24 protein-coding genes are annotated in these 23313 nt (G+C 38.6%); all 24 read right to left on the bottom strand.

The window, feature by feature from the left end; genetic code table 11:
* Nucleotides 1-34: 34 nt before the first annotated feature.
* On the bottom strand, nt 35-661 hold the full coding sequence (locus CH367_RS10980) for a hypothetical protein (protein ID WP_100762546.1): 627 nt from the start codon (nt 659-661) through the stop codon (nt 35-37).
* A 290-nt stretch (nt 662-951) separates the two neighbouring features.
* A complete protein-coding gene (locus CH367_RS10970) occupies nt 952-2154 on the bottom strand; it encodes a hypothetical protein (protein ID WP_125226117.1) in 1203 nt (400 codons plus the stop codon).
* 191 nt (nt 2155-2345) lie between these two features.
* The gene (locus CH367_RS10965; protein WP_100762544.1) at nt 2346-2999 is read right to left on the bottom strand and encodes a hypothetical protein; all 654 of its coding nucleotides are present in this window, start codon (nt 2997-2999) and stop codon (nt 2346-2348) included.
* A 252-nt stretch (nt 3000-3251) separates the two neighbouring features.
* Nucleotides 3252-3914, bottom strand: coding sequence for a potassium channel family protein (locus tag CH367_RS10960; RefSeq protein WP_100762543.1), 663 nt, complete (start codon nt 3912-3914; stop codon nt 3252-3254).
* A gap of 245 nt (nt 3915-4159) precedes the next feature.
* A complete protein-coding gene (locus CH367_RS10955; protein WP_100762542.1) occupies nt 4160-4555 on the bottom strand; it encodes a type II toxin-antitoxin system death-on-curing family toxin in 396 nt (131 codons plus the stop codon).
* Nucleotides 4552-4764: an AbrB/MazE/SpoVT family DNA-binding domain-containing protein gene (locus CH367_RS10950; RefSeq protein ID WP_100762541.1), complete on the bottom strand. Its 213-nt coding sequence runs from the start codon at nt 4762-4764 to the stop codon at nt 4552-4554. Before CH367_RS10950 ends, CH367_RS10955 begins: the two co-directional genes overlap by 4 nt.
* Nucleotides 4765-5096: 332 nt before the next feature.
* Nucleotides 5097-5699, bottom strand: a complete 603-nt coding sequence (locus tag CH367_RS10945) for a hypothetical protein (protein ID WP_100762540.1) — start codon at nt 5697-5699, stop codon at nt 5097-5099.
* A 218-nt stretch (nt 5700-5917) separates the two neighbouring features.
* Nucleotides 5918-6703: a DUF2971 domain-containing protein gene (locus CH367_RS10940; protein WP_125226116.1), complete on the bottom strand. Its 786-nt coding sequence runs from the start codon at nt 6701-6703 to the stop codon at nt 5918-5920.
* A 217-nt stretch (nt 6704-6920) separates the two neighbouring features.
* Complete coding sequence (locus CH367_RS10935; protein WP_100762538.1) at nt 6921-7952, bottom strand: hypothetical protein; 1032 nt, start codon at nt 7950-7952, stop codon at nt 6921-6923.
* 215 nt (nt 7953-8167) lie between these two features.
* Nucleotides 8168-9691, bottom strand: a complete 1524-nt coding sequence (locus CH367_RS10930) for an ATP-dependent nuclease (RefSeq protein ID WP_100762537.1) — start codon at nt 9689-9691, stop codon at nt 8168-8170.
* 238 nt (nt 9692-9929) lie between these two features.
* Nucleotides 9930-10667, bottom strand: a complete 738-nt coding sequence (locus CH367_RS10925) for an SH3 domain-containing protein (RefSeq protein WP_100762536.1) — start codon at nt 10665-10667, stop codon at nt 9930-9932.
* Nucleotides 10668-11493: 826 nt separating this feature from the next.
* Complete coding sequence (locus CH367_RS10920) at nt 11494-12342, bottom strand: flagellar hook-basal body protein (RefSeq protein ID WP_100762535.1); 849 nt, start codon at nt 12340-12342, stop codon at nt 11494-11496.
* 260 nt (nt 12343-12602) lie between these two features.
* Nucleotides 12603-12812 carry a membrane protein insertion efficiency factor YidD gene (yidD, locus tag CH367_RS21160; RefSeq protein WP_100762534.1) on the bottom strand — a complete coding sequence of 70 codons (210 nt, stop codon included), beginning with the start codon at nt 12810-12812 and terminating at the stop codon, nt 12603-12605.
* On the bottom strand, nt 12809-13036 hold the full coding sequence (locus tag CH367_RS10910) for a DUF4177 domain-containing protein (protein ID WP_100762533.1): 228 nt from the start codon (nt 13034-13036) through the stop codon (nt 12809-12811). The genes yidD and CH367_RS10910 overlap by 4 nt, the downstream gene beginning before the upstream one ends.
* Nucleotides 13037-13340: 304 nt before the next feature.
* Nucleotides 13341-14123, bottom strand: a complete 783-nt coding sequence (locus CH367_RS10905) for a BA5345 family protein (RefSeq protein WP_100762532.1) — start codon at nt 14121-14123, stop codon at nt 13341-13343.
* A gap of 256 nt (nt 14124-14379) precedes the next feature.
* Nucleotides 14380-14778, bottom strand: coding sequence for a CPCC family cysteine-rich protein (locus tag CH367_RS21155; protein ID WP_100762531.1), 399 nt, complete (start codon nt 14776-14778; stop codon nt 14380-14382).
* A 369-nt stretch (nt 14779-15147) separates the two neighbouring features.
* Nucleotides 15148-15597, bottom strand: coding sequence for a YbbD-related protein (locus CH367_RS10895; RefSeq protein WP_100762530.1), 450 nt, complete (start codon nt 15595-15597; stop codon nt 15148-15150).
* Nucleotides 15598-15823: 226 nt separating this feature from the next.
* Nucleotides 15824-16840: a hypothetical protein gene (locus tag CH367_RS10890; protein ID WP_100762529.1), complete on the bottom strand. Its 1017-nt coding sequence runs from the start codon at nt 16838-16840 to the stop codon at nt 15824-15826.
* 734 nt (nt 16841-17574) lie between these two features.
* A complete protein-coding gene (locus tag CH367_RS10880; protein WP_100762528.1) occupies nt 17575-17871 on the bottom strand; it encodes a YciI family protein in 297 nt (98 codons plus the stop codon).
* 169 nt (nt 17872-18040) lie between these two features.
* Entirely contained in the window at nt 18041-19075 is a 1035-nt protein-coding gene (locus CH367_RS10875) for a tyrosine-type recombinase/integrase (RefSeq protein ID WP_100762527.1), read from the bottom strand.
* Nucleotides 19076-19532: 457 nt separating this feature from the next.
* A complete protein-coding gene (locus CH367_RS10865) occupies nt 19533-20537 on the bottom strand; it encodes a patatin-like phospholipase family protein (RefSeq protein ID WP_100762525.1) in 1005 nt (334 codons plus the stop codon).
* A 343-nt stretch (nt 20538-20880) separates the two neighbouring features.
* Nucleotides 20881-22296, bottom strand: coding sequence for a high affinity choline transporter 1 (locus CH367_RS10860; protein ID WP_100762524.1), 1416 nt, complete (start codon nt 22294-22296; stop codon nt 20881-20883).
* Nucleotides 22297-22379: 83 nt separating this feature from the next.
* Entirely contained in the window at nt 22380-22925 is a 546-nt protein-coding gene (locus tag CH367_RS10855; protein ID WP_425268830.1) for an LIC_10461 domain-containing protein, read from the bottom strand.
* Nucleotides 22913-23308, bottom strand: coding sequence for a Bor/Iss family lipoprotein (locus CH367_RS10850; protein ID WP_100762523.1), 396 nt, complete (start codon nt 23306-23308; stop codon nt 22913-22915). The genes CH367_RS10855 and CH367_RS10850 overlap by 13 nt, the downstream gene beginning before the upstream one ends.
* Nucleotides 23309-23313 lie beyond the last annotated feature (5 nt).

The following is a 23313-nucleotide window of genomic DNA, read 5'->3' as shown; positions in this document are numbered from 1 at the left end:
GTTAGGCGAAGTCCATTAAATCAGTAGATGTATTCTATTTACCAGAAATTTTATTTATTGTACCTTTAACTAATTCAACAGCCCGGTCAGATACCGGACTTGGGGTAGGTCCAAAAGTTATTTCCTTGGAGCTAAGAATGTCAAATACTTCCTTAAGCTCACTATTAGTGGCTTCCGTAATGAGAATTGAGTCACAGATAGCTTCTAGATGATCAGCTATTCGAAAATGATATCGTGTTATATGAACAAGAATTTGAAGCAGATACACTGCCAAAAACACTGAACCAATTCTAAGTATTGCGGAACCAATAGTATTAATCATAAAGGCCCGTTGACTTGCCTCTTCTTTTAAACGGGAATTCTCGCCTTTTAAAAGCTCGACGGCACTTTTCTCTACAGCTGTATCAGTACTAAAATCCTCCTTATTTGTTGAACCAAGAAAATTTTCATTAAATTTATAATCGAAAAAAAGAAGTTTTATTTCAGTACTTTTTGCAACATCAGCAGTAGGAAGCGTTTGAGCACTTGTGAAAAAGAAAGAAAGCATAAAAGCAACAACGATTACAATTAAAGCAATTAATATCTGTGCAAAACGCCTTGCACGGAGCGCTCTTTTACGCATAGCGACTATAACGATTTCCATCTTTTCTTCTTTTTCCATATTAATCCTAAAGGTAATTCTCTATACTTTTATCAAATCAAAATACTTTAAAACCACTTCTATATTTTGGAGAATGAACAAAGATTATTTTGACTGAAGTAATCGCTTAATGGATTTCGCCGAACGAAAGAGTATCCTCGACGTTGCGTGTCCAAGCGCATTAAGCGCGCAGGACTTGGCACAAGGTTCGAGCGACCTTAGTCGCGTCTCGCGAACCGAAGTGGCAAAGCAAAGTGCGGAGCCGGAGTGAAAGTCGCATTAGCGATCTCGAACGAAGCGAGGAGACGAAGTTAGACGTCGTTTGCCAAATCCTCAAGAAGAAATTTAAGAATCGTGTTTCTTAATACAAAACGAATTTTGTCAAATCTATCTAGTCTAATCATTTCATTCGTATCCAATGTAATCATTAAATGTGTTGGATTTGGATCTAGAATCGATTCACCGGAGTGAAAGTGGGCTGACCTAATTGTACCATATATTTCTTCAATTAATCGATCGTTTTTATTAATTTCTGGGTTGTATTTTCGCACGAACTGAGCGAATTTTTTCTTATGATTCTGAGATAGAGCAGATAGGGCTTCTACAGATGCTATTAAATATGCGATAGAAGCTGAAGGGAAATGATCTTCTAAAAATTTTGAAATCCTATAAAGCCTAAATACATTCGCGAGACAGTTGCCTACTTTTTCGCTTTGGAGCCATTTATATACTTTTCGAAATTCAGAAGGTAAATATTTTCTAGAGCGAGTAAATTTCAATATTGATTCTGTCGGATTTATAACTTTTGCAAACTCTCCTTTTTTTGGTAATTTACTATTTAGTAATGGCTCCACTTTAAACCCTGAATATTTCCTTTCATTCGTTTCAGTATTTTGCATCGGATATATCCAAACCATTCCTTGGGAACTTCTTGGTATATTTACATCTTGAACAAAAGACAGGTAATTTTGAATTTGATCAAATAGCTTAATTGATTCTACGTGCGATTGATTGTTGTTGAAAGCTAAAATTCTAAAATCTACATATATAACTCTACTTGTTAAACACAGATTCGCGTTATAAGAATCCGAGAAAGCTTCAGAAATGCGTATGTTATTATTTAACCAATATTCACCAACAAGTGGATAGCCAATATACTCGATTGATTTTCGAAAACAGTAACTTTCTTTTTTTACACTTACAAAGTCCGCTATAAGGGAAAGTAAATAAAGTGTAATTTTGTCTTTCACCTTTTTTGGAAATGCACCCTTCTTAGTCTTATTAATTCGAATATCATTTATTTTACCTTTAAAATCCTTTTGAAGAATTAGGTTAAATTTATATTCCGGATCCATTGATATAAATTCTATGTCAATTGCTAATGACTGTTCAGTTAATTGCGAGGCAGTTTGACCAATTTTAAAATTTCTATCATGGTTTCCTTCGAGCAAAGTAAATAATTTTTCTACATCCAATGGTTCTAAATTTTTGATTCTTTTGAAAATTTCATCCATGGCAAATGACGTCTAACGAAAGAGTCCCCTCGACGTTTGCGGTTCTGAAGCGCGCTAAACGCGCGGAAGAATTGGCACGAAGGCTTGAGTGAGCCTTAGCGAACGTCTCGCAAGCCGAGTGACAAAGCAAATGTGCCAAAGGCCAAGCGAGAGTTGCGTTAGCAATCTCGAAGCCTTGCGAGAAGACGAAGTTAGGCGAAGGTGCTGAGATCTGTTTCCAATTTCTTTTTTAATCTCTTCAAACCTTTTGTAATAATTTCTCGATTTTTCGCTTCTTTTACCCATTTAGGTAATCTTGTTACCATTGCCCATTTCGTTGGATAAGAAACTCGTTCCCGAAGATCTGCATCAATATAATCAACTAAATCATTTATATGATTCTCATTATAAGCCCAAAGTTCATGACTTCCTATTTTAAACTTTAGCCATAATGGCAACCCGAAATAAGGATCAATTCCTTGGGTCGCCGAATAAGAAATATTCCATTGTAAATTCTCTTCAGTTTCGTTATTGCAAACAGGACATTTAACCTTAGCTGTCATTGGAATTTTAGGTGAATACTTAGTGCGGTAAATACGTTTTTCAATCCACTGATATCCACACTTGCCACAAGGTCTTTTAAACGAGCCAGTAATTTCTCCCTTCCAGATAACATTTTTCTTTTCCTTATTAAAGGTACATTTTAAGCAGATGACTCGTTTAATTTCATCATGTTGGATTGGAAAATCATACTCAATACCTTGAACAGTTATGATTGCAATCGATAAACAATTCGGACATTCAACGAAAATCTTGTTTCGATATTTGTTTATTGATCTTCCGTTATTGGTAATTCTTTTTTTCATAAACGATATTATATTCAGCACTTTCGCCTAACGAAAGAGTCTCCTCGACGTTTGCGCTCCCGAAGCGCTTAAGCGCGAAGGGATTGACGGAGGCTTGAGCGAACCTTAGTGAGCGATTACAAGCCGAACGTCAAAGCAAATGTGTCGAAGACCGTAGTGAGGGTTGCGTTAGCAATCCCGAACGAAGCGAGGAGACGAAGTTAGGCGTCCGTTGTCGCCCCTAAAACGAATTGATGACTATTACTGATTACTTCAGATATTTGATTTCGATGAGACAAACCAAGAAGCGACGAATCCAGTAAAAGTTCCAAACAGACCTACCCCTGTCGTCATTAAGATCGCCGCTATTATCCGTCCCTCAGTCGTTACTGGGAATTTATCTCCATAACCCACAGTCGTGATTGTCGTATAAGACCACCAAAGAGCATCTTCTGCGGTTTTAATATTACTATTCGGAGTATCTTCTACCTGAAGAATCGCGATCGATGAAAAGATAATTATTATGAACGCCACTAAAGCAACTGATGAAAATGCGCCTTGAGCCTTATTTCTAAAAATGAAGTGAATTAAGTTTTTCGTAGATCGTAAAGCTCTGAGAATTCGTAAAAGTCGAATTAATCGGAATAACCTTCCTGCTCTAAAATAATCTAAAGTTGGAATACTCGAAAGTAAATCTATCCATCCCCATTTTAAGTAAGAAAGCTTATTTTCAGCAGTGAATAGCTTGTATGTAAAATCAAAGATGAAAAAGACACAAATTAGATTATCGATAAAGTTTAATAATTTTTCTAATTCTGAATCCAGCTTAATGAAAGAACTTAGTAATAATGTTGCTAAAACGTAAACTGATAAGACAACTGTCGCAAGATCGATAATCGCAAAAGGAAATTGTCTTTGGCTTTCTTCATTTTCCATTGAATTTTTTTAAAAAGTAATTTCGCGACAATGACGCCTAACGAAAGAGTCTCCTCGACGTTTGCGGTCCCGAAGCGCTTAAGCGCGAAGGGATTGACGGAGGCTTGAGCGAACCTTAGTGAGCGATCACAAGCCGAACGTTAAAGCAAATGTGTCGAAGACCGGAGTGAGGGTTGCATTAGCAATCCCGAACGAAGCGAGGAGACGAAGTTATGCGCTGAAGCCCTACCCCTATTAAAACTAAATTAAATTTTTAGTTTTTCAAAAGTCCTTATAATAGTCTCTAATGAAATACTTCCGTCAGCGACTCCGATCGTAAGTTCATACAATGTGCTTTCTGGATCTTCTATTTCAACTTCATTTAAATCTAGAAAAATCAGTGCAGACGCGAGAGCTACTCGTTTATTCCCATCTACGAAAGCGTGATTTTTACAAAGGTAAAATAAATACGCTGCTGCCTTTTGTATTAGGCCAATATGAAATTCTTGATTATCAAATCCGGAAAGTGGCTGTGCAATCGCTGATTCGAGAAGATTTTTATCTCTAATTCCGTAAGAACCACCATATTCTTCTATTTGGTTCTTATGAATGTAAAGAATCTCTTCATATGATAAATATCTAACTGAAGAAATTGGGTTCATTCAGCAAGTCGTTTAAGTGTCTTGCCGTGTTTCTTATTTATTTTTCCAAGACTTGTTTCTAATTTTCTATCAATAGGCGTAATAATCAAACTTTTACCATCCGTACTAATATTCAAAGAAGTATCGGAAGTAATATGCAAAAGTTCAAGAATTGGTTTTTCTATAATTAGTGCGGAACTGTTACCGTGTTGAATTAGTTTTTTGACCATGATTTAACTCGTTACAACTTAGTATATACGATGGTGTTACTAAAGTCAAATTTAATTCGGCTACGATTTGAAGTTTTTCCCCTTTAATCTTAGATCATCTACTTTCAAAATCATTTTTGGGGCTTTTGCGCATAACGAAAGAGTCTCCTCGACGTTGCGTCCGCAAGCGCTTTTAGCGTGAAGCGGTTGGCACGAGGTTCGAGTGAGCCTTAGCGAACGGCTCGCGAACCGAAGTGACAAAGCAATGTGCGGAGCCGGAGTGAGAGTCGCATTAGCGATCTCGAACGGAGCGAGGAGACGAAGTTAGACGTAGTGCCGTTACAAAAAAGGGGTTAATTTTTTTTAATGCTAAAATAGTCCATCCACAATAAAAGCGCATTGCCTGTTGAAACCCCTGCTCTAAAGTCCTTCCATTTAGGAACTGGGTAAGAGTAAATATATTTTTCGTTAATGTAGTATTTTGCTTCGTTTTCTTTCTTTTGAATAGTTAATTTCTTAAATCCCTTGGAAGAAATACCCGGAAGCTTACCATCGATAATTAAATGGTGATCGAAAATACGAAACTTACCTAAATTGGTGACTTCGAAATATAGAAAGTCTTCCTTTCCTGTAAAATCGCCAAATAAAATACCATAATATTTATCGTTATCACTAGCAGGTCCCGCTACAGAAACTTCTAAAATGAAATCATTTAGATAATTTAAATTTATCGGAATAGCGTTAAATCTTTCTTTATTGTCCAACGATCGAAAATAATACTTTCCTTTTTCTATTGTAGCTTCTTGCAATCCGTCATTACCTGTCCAGAACTGCTTATCATCATTTTCAAAATCATTGAAATAAATATTCTCTTTCATTAAGGGTACATTGAGGCTATTTGTTTCAGAACAACCAATAGTAAAAAATAATAGTGCTAAATTTAAAAAGTTTTTCATAATTGTTTTAAGGCATTACGTCTAACGAAAGAGTCTCCTCGACGTTGCGTGTCCAAGCGCCTATGTGCGCCGGACTTGGCGCAAGGTTCGAGCGTCCTTAGACGCGTCTCGCGAACCGAAGCGACAAAGCAATGTGTCGAAGACCGTAGTGAGTCCGAGCGGGAACCGTGAGTGACGAACGAAGCGAGGAGACGAAGTTAGGCGATGTGCTGAAAGTCTTACAATGGTTTATAGAGACTCGATTTTCCCAAGTAGTTTAAATTATTAATTTTACAATATTCTGAAAGCGTATCATTAAACCATTCTTCTGATTGTGGATGCAACATGACGCTTTCAATAAAATCGCTGATATTAGAAAAACTAACTTTAATACGGTCCGAAAACTTTTTCTTAGTTAATTTTTCATTTGAACCTAAACTTGCTAAAATTTTTTCCATTTGAATTGCCTCTTCGTCCGACATAGTTTCATTAATCGCTTCGTTGTCCTGATAAACTATGCGCACTTCTTGCTCGTGAGAAAAAGAAGATCGTTTATGTTTAAATGCTTCAATAAAATCTGTTTTGTTTTTTGCGATCTTTAGTCTTTTAATAGTTTCTTTTAAACTAATTTCATTCTTGTAATCAACGTATAATAATTTTAAGCCCTCTATCTGCTTCATTTTCGATTCTGATACCTCTACTCTAATAGCTTTCCGATCAAAATTGTATATCCGCCACATAGCATCGCTTTCTGGACATAAAGTCCAAGACTGAGCATAAAAAATATTTTCAAATCTTAGTCCTAAATTCATAAATAATGCTCTCTCAGGAGTATTAATACTTTTGAGATTAGCGGCTACTTCTTCTTTCCCTTGCTCAGAATTCAGCTTTCTGAAAATGAAACCTTCGTAAGGATCCTCCCATAATTTTGGCCTGACTAAAGTAAGTGATTGAGTCTGAATGAGATCGACAAATGAATAAAAACTCATGAAGCGAAAGATTTTTTTATCTTTATTATTTTTCATTTTTTTAATCCATTTCAGCATGTCGCCTAACGAAAGAGTCTCCTCGACGTTGCGTGTCCAGGCGCCTGAGCGCGCCGGACTTGGCACTTCGGTTCGAGCGACCTTAGTCGCGTCCCGCGAACCGAAGTGACAAAGCAATGTGCCGAAGGCCGTAGTGAGTCTGAGCGGGGACCGCGAATGGCGAACGAAGCGAGGAGACGAAGTTAGACGCCGTAATTTAACTTAATTTGATCTTTTTAATTAGCTCCATTATCGCATCAATTTTGATTCCATCGTTTTTTTCATCAGAATACGGAATCTCACCCGCGAAATAAGTATTTCTCATTATTTCTTTAAGTAATTCAGTTCGCGCTTCTACATTTTCTTTAGGAATTAATTCTGATAATAATCTAAAAGAATTAAGTACATTTTCCCTGTGAGTATTGATTGTAGATAGAAGTTTATTACTATTGTAATTTTTAAAACAGATTTTAACTAGATAAATCCACGAGGACAATATAACAATCCGAACTGAATACCAACTTATATATTTCAAAGAAAATTCAGTTTCTTTATATATTAAAACGTCCGAATTAAAATTATTAATTAAATAAGCAGGTAGCGTAATAAGAAAAATTAATCCGAAAACTAACCAGATTTCAGATGCTCCAATTTTGAAATAAGAGAAACGTCCTTCATCTACTCCATTTGTTTCAAATATACGCGAGTGTTTTAATGACTGTTTTCTAAAGATACTTGCATATTTTTCAATGCTAAGTTGTGCAAGTTCTTTACGTAATCCCTCAAGTAATGAACTAGTTTCGTTTTCTTGAGATTTTAACTTTGTAATGATCGACTCGACTTCCTGAGCTTTACTCGTCTCTAATGATAATATATAAGTTGATAAAGATGGATAAGGAATACCTCCGATATTTGGATTAATCGTAAATTGAGTAATAAGCGCTATTGCTTCATCCATCTCGACGATTATTTCGTTATAGGGTCTGGGATTAGTATTATCTAGAAGACGAAGTAATGTTTTTGCTGGTTTTCCGAATAACCCTGCATATGCTAATATTGACACTTCAATATTATGGGGAAGATTTACGTTAATAGAGATTTCCAAAACCTTTATAAAACTTGGTATATAATTTTTATATTGAGTGAGAACCCACTTAAGGTTTTGGTTAATAGACTTGTTATCTAAGCCAAGTATACTTTTTAGATCGAATATCGTATTCTGAGTCGTCTTAATTTGCTCATCATTCATAACACAGAGCTCCTAAATTATGGCGTCTAACGAAAGAGTCTCCTCGACGTTGCGTCCGCAAACGCTTTTAGCGTGAAGCGGTTGGCACGAGGTTCGAGCGACCTTAGTCGCGTCTCGCGAACCGAAGTGGCAAAGCAATGTGCGAAGCCGGAGTGAGGGTCGCATGAGCGATCCCGAACGGAGCGAGGAGACGAAGTTATGCGACGTTTCCTGACTTACTCACTGTTACTTTGCGCGATAGTGTAATTAAGTTTATTTGCGATTTTTTGAACGAAGTTCTTAATTTCATCTTTATGCGTCTCAATCCAACAAAGAATTATTCTGTCCATAAATTTAGCTTCAGTTATAGATAATTCAGGAAAGATCATATTAAATATCTTTTTAGATTTATCTGTTGCAGACAATTGTTGCTGGCTGACTAATGCTGAACATTTTTTGAAAGCCGTCGTTATCCCATTTAAAAATTGCTCAGCTGCTATAATATTAGCTTCATCGAGCAGCTCTTTTTCAATACAAGATTGACCAGGTAATGAGAATAACGATTCATCTGGAGATTCTCCAATATCAGCATCACGAATCCCGATCACCCGTTGTCCTTCTGAATAAAATAATGTTACCATTTTTTTAACATCATCCGTATTACCAACTGGAATAATTGTAGTATTTTCGAATAGGCTTCTATTGTATCTTTGAAAAATTTCACTTAACAATGCCTTAGCCTTTGTGTCCTCTACAAAAATGATATCTTTATTTGTTTTTACCGACTTCGATAATTCACGTGCTGCGTAAAATTCAGGTATATTATAAAGTACTGAAACATGGCCTATCTTATCTCTAATTATCAACTTTCTTGCTTGCGGTGGCAATGTATCAAATATATCTTGCGAATGTGTTGCAATAATTATTTGATGACCATTCCTTTTACTAAGTGTCATCAAATACCAGCCCAATCCTTTTTGAGCGTCTGGATGCAAAGTTAGCTCTGGCTCTTCAAGCAATATCAAACTTTTCTTCGGCAAAGATTCAAGAAATTCGATTAACCTAACAATTTTTTGTTCACCCGCACCCATATGTGGTTCAGTATACGAAATACCATTTCGTTCAAGCTTTGGAAACGTGTCAGACCATTCGCCTTTTTTGATTCCAACCGTTAGCAACTCTGATTTCGTATACGGTATTTCTAATATTTGAGAGATTGAAGCAGTGATTTTTGAATCTACAGATTTTGTATTTCTGATCTCTATTTGAGATTTAAAAATGTTAACACGATCTTTCTTTTCAATTCTAGGTGCAAAATTGCTTATTCCAATAAAATATACGTTTCTTAAAATAGATGCTTTTTTCGGATATTCCCATCGTGTTCTACTTGGAGAGTAAGGAACATCAAAGCCAATTGTGTCGTCCCAAAAAGTAAATCCAACTTTTGCGGGTAAATCAATTGCCGAAGTTTCACCTTTAAGTGCGCCCCGAATCCAATCACCCACTTTAAAATGACGGCCACCCTGCTCTTTAACATATGCCGTTGAGCACATTTGTAAAAATGTAGTCTTGCCACTTCCATTTATACCGGCAATTACCGATACAGGCCAATTAAATTCGATTTTCTCTTTTATCCCCCTCACATTCTCTATCGAAACTGATTTTAAAATATTTCCATATAATCCATTTCTTGCAGGAGGATTTAAAAAGACATCATCAATATCTTTTATTGCCTTTGATATGTTTTGTGCATTTGCCATACTATAAAGTCCTTACAATTAAAGTAAAAATTAAGAAATGTCGCATAACGAAATAGGCTTCTCGACGTTTGCGGTCCTGAAGCGCGCTAAACGCGCGGAAGGATTGGAACGAGACTTGAGTGAGCCTTAGTGAACGTCTTGCAAGTCGAGTTACAAAGCAAATGTGCCGAAGGCCAAGCGAGAGTCGCGGAGCGATCTCGAAGCGCCGCGAGAAGCCGCAGTTAGGCGAAGCTTTTGCTTAAAACAAAGTATTATTTTTGCAGTTTTCGCCTACGGGTAGATCCGTAATTTCAAATTTAGTACTATTGGGATCAATTTTAAAGAAATCTACCCCTTTAAATGAGTAAATAGAATTTGAATCATAGGATTTATTGTTTGATATCTCGCTGTTTGCATAATATTCCAAATAAGTGCAGCCATGCGTACAATTCTCGGCTTCACCTGCTCCACTGTAATAGAATACTTTTTTTGGGGATAACTTTAAAGATTTCATTACCGAACTCCAGCACCCGTGTTCAGAGCAAACATAGCCATCACAATTATAATATTCGGACAGAGTGTAAGATCCGTCAGCGCATAGCTTAATATAAGTCCCCTCTGCTTTCACTTTAATATTCAAGTGCTTACCAGGTCTTGTGCAACTATATTCATTTAGAGATGCTAATTGAAGCATTGCTCCAAATACGTAACCAATTTCATTTTTGAGAGTAATTACTTTAGCCCATTTCGCTTTAAAGCTCGGTGCATTTCTAATCGATAGAACATCCTCCCTCGAGGTAAATTCAATAACATTGACAATATCTTTTTCGAATAACTTTCCTAAGGTGGCAGATTGATTATTTGCTTCACTTTTGATATTTGCTTCCTTGGTAATGACCTGATACTTCGTTGTTTTCAAGGTTAATTTTGGTTTTTCATTGAAGATGAAACAGTGATTTAGCATAAGAAAAGACAAGATTAAAATAATTTTTTTCATGTTACAAATTTAGTTCTCCATTAAGATATTATTTGCAAAAATTTCGCCTAACGACCGAAGCTTCCCGACGTCGCTGTTCCCGAAGGGACGCGAAACGCTTCTTAATAGAATACTTTCTCTTTACTATTTAACTTCGTGAGCGAAGCGATGTGGTGGAACCCGGAGCGAGGGTTGCAACGCAAGCCCGAGCGGAGCGGGAAGCGTTAGTTAGGCGCTGTTCCCGCGAGCATCTCAAATACGTTTGCAAAAACCATTGCAACTGAATGAAACAAGAAACGCCTTCCCCTTCTCACACTCAGCCAAACAATTCCCAAAAAAGCGCAGCGGGAATGGCGCCTAACGACCGAAGCTTCCCGACGTCGCTGATCCCGAAGGGACGCGAAACGCTTCTTACTAAAATACTTCTCTTTTACTATTTAACTTCGTTGAGCGAAGCGATGTGGTGGAACCCGGAGCGAGGGTTGCAAAGCAAACCCGAGCGGAGCGGGAAGCGTTAGTTAGGCGTCCGTTCCCGCGAGCATCTTAAAGCCTTTCCAATAAACCATTGTAACTGAATGAAACAAGCAAAGCCTTCCCTTTCGCACACTCAGCTAAGCCCTTTCCCAAAAAGCGCAGCGGGAATGGCGCCTAACGAAATAGGCTTCTCGACGTTTGCGGTTCTGAAGCACGCCTAAGCGTGCGAAAGAATTGGAACGAGGTTTGAGTGAGCCTTAGCGAACGTCTCGCAAACCGAGTGACAAAGCAAATGTGCCGGAGGCCAAGCAAGGGTCGCTTGCGATCCCGAAGCGCCGCGAGAAGCCGCAGTTAGGCGACGTTTTGATTGATTTCAATAATCGTGCTTTATAAATGGTAAAATATTTTCTAAGAAAATTAATCTTTGGTTTTCAGCAGAATCCAAGTGCTCTATAATATTTTCATCCGATTCATCTGTTACTTCATTTTTAGACTGATTATTTTCGTTAGCAATTTTCATTATTTGCATTCTTATTAATTCTTTTTTGAATTCAATATTTGGAATTTGTTTCTCATTTACAGTCATTAAAATAAAATACATTCTCAAAAGAACAGGAAATAAATCACAATTGCTCAATTCGATATGACTAGTAAATATTTGATCATCCTGTAGCTCTTCATCTTTAATTACCTCGTTGGATTTAGGCAAGTAAATGCCTTCTTTATAATATTCTAGTAGTTTAGGATTAATTTTATAAGTTTTTAACTTTCCTATGATCAACTCTTCATTTTTTGATGTTTTTATAGAAATGCTTCTATCGAAAAGAATTCTAAACGTGATCGAATCAGATTCGTGAGGTATAGTAATTTTATCAAAGAAGGAATATTGTTTGTTTATTAGTTCTCTATCTTTGCTTACTTTGAGATCACATTGTCTACTATATCCGATTCGTCCATTTGATAACTTGATTTTAAAAAAACCAAAACCTACTATACCGCAAGAAAAACGGCTTTTTGCCCTCCTTAAGGATCCTTGAAGATTATTTATTTTGGCTTCTGCTTTGTTTGATTTATTATTAAAGTACGATTTATACCCAAATGTTTTGAAATTTGACAAGTCGAGGTGCAGTAATTTGTATTCTTCTAATAGTCCGAGATTTTCTGAAAATAAATCACTACTAAAGAAAGCAAAATAGAATAATAGAAATATCCGGATTTTCATTAATTTCAAAATGTCGCCTAACGTAATAGGCTTCTCGACGTTTGCGGTCCTGGAACGCGCCTAAGCGCGTGGAAGGATTGGAACGAGGCTTGAGCGACCTTAGTCGCGTCCCGCAAGCCGAGTGACAAAGCAAATGTGCCGAAGGCCAAGCAAGAGTCGCGGAGCGATCTCGAAGCGACGCGAGAAGCCGCAGTTAGGCGATGTTCTCAAATCCATTTACAATAATAATTTAGTTTAATTCCTATACTATATATGCATAGCTAAGGGAAGTCATCCCCGCCCGTATATAATGCACCATTGCATCTTTTAATTCGTAAATATGTATAATAGGAACCTTTGATTAATCCATACTTTTCTATTGATAGAATACCATAATTTGAGCAAGAGGGATTATATATGCACTCTCTATTATGTAGAGAGCGCATATATCTTTGATAAAATTTAATTCCTAAGATCCCCAAATACCTCATGTTTCTTTTTCAAATGTACAAACTAACCAGGCTCCACTTCCCCCTGAGCAACCTTTGACTTTGACTTCGCGATATTCACTCGAATGGAAACGCCATCCGTCTACCGCGTTTGTATTCAAAAAGTCACTAAACTGTTGGCAGCGTGCTTGATCCCAGCCTTGATCTTGGGCACCACATCCTTTGATCGTAGGCACGAAAGCCTTAACCATATACTTATAAGCCATATAAACTCCTAATTCTTAAAATTATTGCTGAGATTATTTAATAATTAAAACGAGTGAATTTAGAAGGCAAGTTTGCATATTCACTAGTTCTTTTTTGAGAATGTCGCCTAACGAAAGAGTCTCCTCGACGTTGCGTTCCCGAAGCGCTTGTGCGCGAGGGATTGGCACGAGGTTCGAGCGAGCCTTAGCGAACGGCTCGCGAACCGAAGTGACAAAGCAATGTGCGGAGCCGGAGTGAGAGTCGCATGAGCGATCTCGAACGGAGCGAGGAGATGAAGTTATGCGACGTCGCTATTCTTGATATTTAAAAATTTCCAAGATAGAATTTTACCGGTAAATCTTTCTTTTTCTTTAATGATAAAGAATGAAATAATGCATCTTGAACAAATTTATTCAAATTTTCAGTAGTAAACTTATAGCTTTTAGAATGAAGTAAAAATAACACGAAAAAAAGAAAAAAGAATACCAGTGTATATTTGTTATAAAGCTCGGTAGCCAACACATTAAATTCCAAATAGCAGTAAGCAATATAAAAACAAGATGTTATACCAGCCAGAATCAACGATATGAGAGAGGATCCATTTCCATGCATTAAATCGGTTAATGAGTCGTTTCGACTATTGATTTTTTCAAAAGATAAATCGTCCTCTCGCAATCTATGCCATAAAATATTAATGATCCTCCAATAGTCCTCTTCATTTAATTTTCTATATTTCCTCTTCAAGACTTTGGGTTCCCGAAAAAATTGTTTGATCACAGATAGCAGACCTTTTCTTTCAATTGCAGAATACTTATTTTGTTTTACGAATTTTAATAGCCCTGATTGTTCCAAATTTTTAATAAAATTTCGATATTTTGTTTTCGGATAAAAAGGAACATTCCAGAAGCAATAGTGATGAATTGCACTTATAACGAAACCTATACCAGCCGCGAAAGGAATAATTAGAGAGATTTCAATTTTGCTGTTCGCTAATATTTCGTAAAAATATATCTTCGGTAACAACCAAAGACTAATAAATACAAAAGTATATCCAAAGTAAATAAATACAGGAATTAGATAACGGATTATTTTATTGAATTCAGTCATATTTCCTTATAAGCTTTTATTAGCGATGTCGCATAACGAAAGAGTCTCCTCGACGTTTGCGGTTCTGAAGCACGCCTAAGCGTGCGGAAGAATTGGCACGAGGTTTGAGTGAGCCTTAGCGAACGACTCGCAAACCGAGCGACAAAGCAAATGTGCGGAGCCGGAGTGAGGATCGCATGAGCGATTCCGAACGCAGCGAGGAGACGAAGTTAGGCGCCGTTGGGTAATTTTAAAATCTGCATATATTACGCTTCCATTATTTGAGCCGCAATAAATTACCTTGATTACGCCAAAAAGTTGGTCTCCAATAATATAGTGATTCATCTAAGATGGCTCGTTGACACTGCTTGTTTGTAAAGGACTCAAACTTGTCCCGAATTGTATCGATAGGGCGCCAATCTGAATCTAAAAAATCTGTGGGGGCTGGCTTCCGAACATGTATTAGTAAACTTTTTTCTGAAGCATAAAATTCAAGAAAATTCAGCTGCGCTTGAAAAAGAGTTAGATGATTAGCCCCTCCACTGAGAGTAGTAGCAAATTCCAGCTGTAAAGCATCATCCTCCCAAAAACAAATTGGACAAATCTCGTAAGAACCTGGTGGTTCAGAAAAAACGATATAACCACAGCATGGGCATGGATAGAATAAATCTGTCATGTTTTATACTGAGTGCAATTCATAGCCTTTAATTAGGCAATCACATTACCCGAATATCATCTACTTTCAGCCGGATTACTAAATTGGGAGAATAATATTCCAATCGAGAGTACTATAACTTGTGCATAATTAGCCCAATGGCGTCTAACGAAATAGGCTTCTCGACGTTTGCGGTTCTGGAGCGCGCTAAACGCGCGAAAGAATTGGCACGAGGTTTGAGCGACCTTAGTCGCGTCTCGCAAACCGAGTGGCAAAGCAAATGTGCCGGAGGCCAAGCGAGAGTTGCGGAGCAATCTCGAAGCGAAGCGAGAAGCCGCAGTTAGGCGATGTGCTTAGTCATATTAAATTCCTAAGTTTCTTCCTTCTCTTTTAGTATCTCCCATCAAAATAAAAACAGAGCCCGCCGCTCTTCAATCGCAATAGTTGACCAAGACGTACATGATTATAGATATCCGACCCTTTATAATCATAAGCTAACAAATTAGAGTTTGAAATGTTTAAGTCTTCGCTAACGTATTTTTTTAAAGAATCGATCTGATCTTCAGAAATACGAAAATTATTAATCAATTTGAGGTTTTTAAATTTTAGCTCATCTCGACAAATAAATTTGATAAAGATAGAATTAGTATCTAAATCATGCACTTCATAAATATCCACTGCGTCATCGGGAATCACATTTGGAATCCAACCATTTAAATATGACTCAGATTTTCTCATTTCAGCATAATTTTGAAAATTCGAGGATATCCTTTCTGTACAGGAAATGAGAAGAATACAGATAATAAATTTAATCAAATACAGTAAATAATACTTTTTCATAGAGCTTTCCTAAATTGACATTCACTAAGCATGTCGCCTAACGAAATAGGCTTCTCGACGTTTGCGTTCCCGGAGCGCTTTGTGCGCGAAGGGATTGGAACGAGACTTGAGTGAGCATTAGCGAACGTCTTGCAAGTCGAGTGACAAAGCAAATGTGCCGAAGGCCAAGCAAGAGTTGCGAAAGCAATCTCGAAGCGCCGCGAGAAGCCGCAGTTAGGCGAAGTCGTTATAAATAAATCAATGACATGAGAGATAAAACGCAACCAATTTGTATTAAAATGATTAAGCTAAGCACAACTGCAATCTCAGTGGTCGAAGTTAAAGCTGGATTCTTTTCAGGGATATGTGGCCCATTATAACCTTTCCAAAGCTCCTCTGGTAGTGATGTAGGATCTTTTATGTATTTATCGCATTCTTCTTCTTTAAGCTTACCACTAATTGAAGTTATATACTTTATAAACGAATCATTATTTACGAATTTCCACATCTTATTACGTAACAACTCTCCAAACACAATAATACCAAAGGCAAAAATTATAATGTCTAGGCTTAAAATAACTAGGAACGCATAAGAACTTCCAATTAAAGCAAAATTCCCAAAATACTTATCAATATATCTTTTATATTTTTCATCCGACGGCCTTGTTGAGCTATCTTCAATAATTACAGTTCCTTCATATATATCTCGTTCTCTTAATTCCATAAAAGGAATTTTACTACCTTTAATTGTTCCAGTTACGTAAAGAGAAAAAGAACAAAATTCCCCAGTTTTCCATTGCTGAAACGAAAGGCTTATTGAATCTAAGGATAACGTTGCTATTTCCAATGGCAGATCACATTTTTCTTTGATAATTTTCATAATTTGATAATTCTTCGGTATCCAAAGTCTAAGACCATCGCCAATAACATTTCGAGAGTCACCTTTTGCAACTAACGTGACATCACCTGTATTTATAAGTCTCAGTCCAATGCGATATGGGTCCACTACCTCTTTTCGTTTATACGTAAATTGAACCTTTAGATCATCATCGCTACCAAGCATATTTAATTTTTGTACATAAAGCACTTCTACTTTGATTTCTCGTCTTTTTTGAGAGTACTGATTGTAGACCGATCCAACTGCAACCAAAATTGAAACCACAGTGGCAATCGCTCCTAAAGCAGACCAATTGAATGATTTACGTGGAGGTGTGGAGTTTATATCCGTTGATACAAAGACTTGTTCAATACTTTTCTTCGTCATTTTTTTTCCTATAAATTATTATAACGATTTCGCCTAACGAAAGAGTCTCCTCGACGTTTGCGGCCGCGAGCGTTTTAACGCGACCCGGTTGGCACAAGGTTTGAGTGAGCCTTAGCGAGCGACTCGCAAACCGAGTGACAAAGCAAATGTGCAGAGCCGGAGTGAGGGTTGCATTAGCAATCCCGAACGGAGCGAGGAGACGAAGTTATGCGACGTTTAGCTAAGAGGCAGTAAGAAACTATAGCCTGCTTAGATTTTTTTGTTTTATTTCCGCTTTCACAGTGTTAAAATTTTCGCTCAAAGAGAAAGGAGCAATTAAATGAAAGCATTTATATTTGCAGTATTAGGCTATTTAATCCTACATTCATACTTGGAGCATCTTGGCATTTTCTCTTTTTCAAAGAGCTATATGATTCTTTTGGAATATATAATCGGAATGATCCGATTATTCCGTTGGGCTTTGGATCTATGATAATTCAAGGGCTAATTTTAGCATATTTGTTTCCTTTCTTTAATAAAAAGGGGCATTCAATTATTCGAGGAATACAATTTTCCTTGATTATGGGTCTTTTTTTATATTCAGTTTCTACGGTAGCAAACGCTGCAAAGATTGAAGTAAATTCAATTTATATTTGGTTTGTAATACAGGCTATATTTCATACTATTCAATTTGCAATTGCCGGATTTTTTATCGGCTTAGCATATAAGAATCAAAAGATATAAATCATAAAACGTTAATTTTTCGCGGACATTATCTCGAATACTTTTAAGCTGGTAATTATTGGACAATTTCTTGCTATTTCTTCTGCTTGATCTATATTTTCAGCATTTACTATAATGTAACCCGTTATCGAGTTTAAATCTAGTGATAATTGGATTGTTCCGTTACGGGTAATTTCTCTCCCTATCGAAAAATGCCCGCCTGCATCCACTATTCTTTCTTTTATTTGAGTAAACCAATTCCCCCAAGCTTCCATTATTTCTTGTGTTGGTTTTTCAAAGCCGACAGATAAAAATAAATATTTTTTCATGATTTCTCCCAATGTACGAATCAATTATTTAACTGAATTTAAAGTAATCAATAGAAATTTTATGGTCTGATTTATTCGCGAGCTAAATGTCGCATAACTCCAACTCTGCGTCTTTCGTAAAAACCTCGCCACTCACAAAATAACCGAAGGGCGTAAAAACGCACAACAGCTAATCCGATTTTCGGCTTAGAGAATCGAGCGGACTTTCAATTTTGGTAACACGAACTTGACTGACTCGCGTGTAAATCTCCGTGGTACGGACGCTTTTGTGACCCAAAAGAAACTGAATGTGTTTGATATTCGTGCCTGCTTCCAGTAAATGAGTCGCGAACGCGTGACGAAGACTGTGGATGCTTACGTCTTTAGTAATCCCCGCTTTCGACTTTGCATTTTCGAAAATCTTTTCCGCAGTTCGAATGTGAATCGGCTTACTTGGATCTTGTCCGGGAAAAATCCATTCTTCGTAAGGATGAGAAACTCTAAATTCTTCCCAGAGCGAAAGGCAGGCCTGAGACAACATCGTAAAACGATCCTTCTTACCCTTGCCTTCTCGGATTTTTACCGTTTTTCTTTTTTCGTCTATGTCCTTCGGCTTCAGATGAACCAATTCACTCACACGCAAACCGCTCGCGTAACAAAAAGAAAGAAGAAGTTTGTGTTTCGGATTCTCAAGCGCGTTTAGTATTTTATAAACTTCTAAAGTGGAAAGAATGTCGGGAAGTTTCTGCTCCCTTTTGGGACGAGGAAGGTCCTTGAACCAAGGTTTGCCTAAAAAAACGCCGAAGTAAGAGTTGAGCGATTGAATTTTCGCCGTGACCGTCGCGGAACTCTGTCCTTTTTCCAAAAAGGAGAATTCCAGGAAAGAATTAAGATCCTCTTTCGTGACTTCTTTGGGATTTTTACCGGACCATTTCAAAAAAGAAAGCACGTTCGAATGATAGGAGCGAATCGTTCTTCGAGATGCATTACTCAGCTTTAGCTTTCGAATCCAATAAAAAAGTTCCAATTCTCCTTCGAGAGTTACTTTAGCATTTCTTAAACTTAGAAAATTCTCAAGAAGCGATTCCGAAAAAGGAAAAATCCAAAACTTCTTTTCAGAATTCCATTTCGCGTTTGGAAGCGTTCGGATCCAATCATAGGCGCCTTGATGATACGGAAAACGAACTAAAAGAAATCTCCCATTGCGTTCTAAGCGGAAGTCCATGGGGAAATCTTAAAAAACACTAAATGCATGTATAGCTTATTTTAAATAGAGCGTAACTATAGCTCCGCCGGGTAAGTCACAGGGTGTGGAAAAAATAGACGTCTGTAGTATACAGGTCAAGGAAATTCTGACACATTTCCTCTGAATGATTCTTATTTTTCACAGATTCGAGCGCATATTTCCTTTTGCCTCAAAATGAATCGAAATCATGTCAGCGATAACAGAACGATCCCGCTTTTCGAAATAGAAACGTTGTGTTCTTTTGAATTTTTAGATTCTCCAGTTCGAAAAAAGAACGGGTCAAAGATCGAGCTGAGGCAAACTCCAACGTGGGAATCAAAAGAGAGAAACTTGGAATTTAGAAATTATAAAATGGAAGGGAGAATTTTTTAGCTTCGGAGTTTCTTGCGCCTTCTCTAACGTTAGGCGGAATAGAAAGCGGAAAAGAAATACAAATCTACTTGGATCGGAATGAAGAAACGGCCTTGGCCCAATCTCTTTTGAGATATTCGAAAATTCTATCCTTATTCAAACGAGCGTCTTGTTTGCCGAGCTCATACGCCCTTCTCACCCCGATCGGGTCGGTGTAATCGAAAGAAGTAATCGGCAAAGGTTCGGATGGGGTTTGTAAAAAACATCTTTCCAAAAGTTTCGGATCTTTGCCCACGATCGTCGTCGGCTCGTAGTAGATTCCGATCGTCTTTTTATCGGGAGGGAAAGCTTCTAAAAGAAGGTTATTCGTCAGCCCCCCGTCGAAGTAATATTCTTTCCCGTGACTTTGAACCGATACGATCGGAGGAACCGAGGAAGAATTGAGAACGATCTGCTCCACGGTTTGTTCGTCTTCGAAGTCCTTTTCCGTAAATAAGACTTCTTTCATATTCCAATTTCTGAGTACTCTTTGCATTCTTTCCGTGTTTAAGCCGCGAAGACGATCCATTTCGTCTTCGAGAAAAGCTTTTGCGGTTTCTGCGATGAGTCTTGCAAGTCTGAACTTATTCTTAAATGAATCTTCCTTTGGAATGGCGCGTAACGTATGAATGAAAACTTTCGTTCCGGACTTCATAATCTTTTGAAAGTCCATTCCGAATCGGATCGTTTTGCGATACATGTCCTCGTGAGGAAACGCCCTTTCTCCTTTGAAAAGACGACTGAAATAAAAGTTGGCCGGATTCTTTCGAACTATGTTTTCGAAGAAGGCGACACATTCTTCCTCGTCTCCGCAAATCAGACAAAGAACCATCGCGGCTCCGGCGGAAACACCGGACACTTCTCGGAACTTCAATCCCCAGGATTTCATTTCGTGACCGAAACCCAATCCGTAGAACGCCTTACATCCGCCGCCGGCGATCGCAAAACAAATCTCGTCTTCCAGCCAAAGACCTTGAAAGGCTTCGCCGATTCTATTCTGAGATTCTTGTTTTCTTTCAAATGCGATGGAATCGTCTAAAACGGGAGGCATTCTTTTCCTTTTTCAAATGAGGGATTTTACCATCATCGAACAAAGTCGCCTTTTAGGGAAAGAAATTATTCATAGGTAAGAATTCTCACTTTTGGTGATTTGAGATTGATAAGAAAACTTTTATGAAAACGAACGGAGTTCGTAAGTCGTCGAATCTTCCGATGTTCCGACAGCATTTTAGTAAAACGGCTCGGCCCCACCCGCGTTGGGTGGAGGTGGAGAGGTGGTGGGAAATTTTCCCCGAAAAATCTCCCTATCACGAATCCCCTTTTCTTACAACCAAGAATCTTCCTCGATTCTGTCGGAACTCCGACAACAAACGCGCCGATTCTGCATTCACTCTTCAAGGTTCCGGTTCTAATTCGAGATCTTCCTTGTTTTTAAATCCGTATCCGTTTCGTTCCAAAACGTCGCCGATCACCAAGGCGATCCAGCTCGCAGTAAGTCCCGGAATCGAAGCGGGTGTTTCAAAATTCATTATATTCCAAAAAAGCCATACGATAAAACCGACAATCATGGAAAGAACCGCGCCTGTGGAAGTGGATCGTTTCCAAAAAAGTCCGGCGACAAGCGGCACAAACAAAGAAACAAGACTGAGCGCCGAAGCCTGCGATACGAGTTCGTATATGTTACTTTTCGTGATCGCCATCGAAAGCGAGACTAACGTGATCGTAACGACCGAAATTCTCAAGATACGAAGTAGAGTTTTTTCGTTGGGATCTTTGAGAAAAGGTCGAACCACATTCTCACCTAACACCGACGCAGGCGCCAAAATCGCGCCGCTCGCGGTACTCATCACAGCGGACAACAAGGCTCCGAAAAAAAGAATCTGCGTAAAAAGCCCAGTATGTGTTAACACCGTTTTGGGAAGAATCATCTGCGCGTCCTCTCCCGCGATCTGCGGATAAACCTTTCTCGCACAAAGTACGGCGAGCAAAGGAAGAAGGGCCACGCTTAAATAAAAAAACGAACCGAGCAGGGAAGAATACACAGCGACCTTTTCGGATTTCGAAGCCATTACCCTTTGAAAGATATCCTGCTGTGGGATCGATCCGAGTCCGATCGTCATCCAAGCCGCGATGTACACGAGAATACTTTTCGGTTCCGCTTCGGGTATAAATCGAAAGAATCCGGGTTTTGTGGACGCAAGAACGACGCCCAATCCGCCCGCTTGGGAACTCAGGTCCCAAACTAAATAAGCAAGTCCTAATACGATTAGAATCGTCTGCAAAAAATCCGTAAGCGAGATCGCCCACATCCCGCCAATCACCGTGTAGATCAACACCACTCCGGCTCCGATAAAAATTCCGATCGATACGGGAAGATCGGTTAACGAGTGTAAGATGATCCCCAACGCGACGAACTGAGCCGCGATCCATCCGAAATACGAAGGGATCATAAAGATACTCGATACGATTTCCGCCCTTCTCCCGAATCGATTTTTATAAAAATCTCCGAAGGTGAGAATGTTCATTCGATACAAAGGTCTTGCGAAAAAAAGTCCGACTAAAAAAAGACAAAGCGCGGCGCCAAACGGATCTTCGATGACTCCCAAAACTCCGTCTTCTACAAATCGGGAAGAAGCTCCGAGCAAGGTTTCCGATCCGAACCAGGTCGCGAACAATGCGGACGACGCGAGAAAAAGAGGAAGCCTTCTTCCCGCAAGAACGTAGTCTTTAGAATCGCTTACAAAACGAGATGCGACGGCTCCGATAAGAATCGTCGTGAGTAGATAAAGAATGACAGATATTCCGAGCAATGAATTCCCTTTGATGTATTCTTTCTAATTCTTCTCTTAGAAAGGCAATCAATTCTTGCTCGTCTGCTCCGTTCGACTTCGGTTTAAAATTCGGAATCGAATACGTTCTTTTTCGGTGCGGAATTCGTGGGACCGGACTTATCCTTATCCTTGGAACCGCTCGTCGGATCCGGAGTCGGAGCGCTGTTCGGTTTGGTTGCGTCCTTTCCGTCCTGATTTTCCTTCGGAGTCGTTTTGACTTCGTTTTGTTTATTCTCGGATTCCTTATCCTTTCCTTTTTTGGAATGATTCGTTCCGTAAGGACAATACACTTCCACGGTTTTTGTGGTGTAGACCGGGCCTGCAAAAAAATGAATGATCGAATCCGGAATCGTAGTCACCATCTTCACTTCTCCGGGAAAATTTTCACAGGAAGCTTCTTCGATATCGGAAAGAGCATAAATTCCAAACAACGTGTTCGCTTGTTTGTTTCTTTTATCGGGAGGCGGTGGCGCAAAAGCTGTCGACATAGGTTTGGCAGTTTCTTTGTGAATGATCACCGTGGAATGACAAACAATCGACTGAAGTCCGCATACGATCATAAAGCATAATGCGAAGATTCGATTGAGAGTTTGATTTAAGGATAACATTCGACCTCCAAGGTTTGGGGAGAATAAACAGTCAATGTCAATTGTTCCCAAACCGCGTCCCAAAACGATGTGAACTGATGCGCCGACCTCGGCCCTTCCGGACAGTATTTAGAAACGTCCACGATCTGTTCTTTCGGAAGCAATCCGAACAGATAATATTTTTGAGGAATCACATGGATCTTTCCGGGTTCGGCTTGTTTGACCTTTTGCGCTTCCAAAGCGCGTTTGCATTCGTTGGATTGTTGAAACACAAGACAAGCCGCCGGCGGATTCTGAGGAAAACGAACCCAAGCGTGTCTACAATCTTCTAAGGCAAGCGTCGAAAAGAAGAACAAAATCAGGGAGATCAGTTTAGAATTTTTTGTTTTTATTATATTCTTCATTTTGA

Source organism: Leptospira barantonii, assembly GCF_002811925.1.
Lineage (GTDB): Bacteria > Spirochaetota > Leptospiria > Leptospirales > Leptospiraceae > Leptospira > Leptospira barantonii.
The sequence above is the reverse complement of the archived record's forward strand: the minus strand, read 5'-3'. Positions and strand labels throughout refer to the sequence as shown.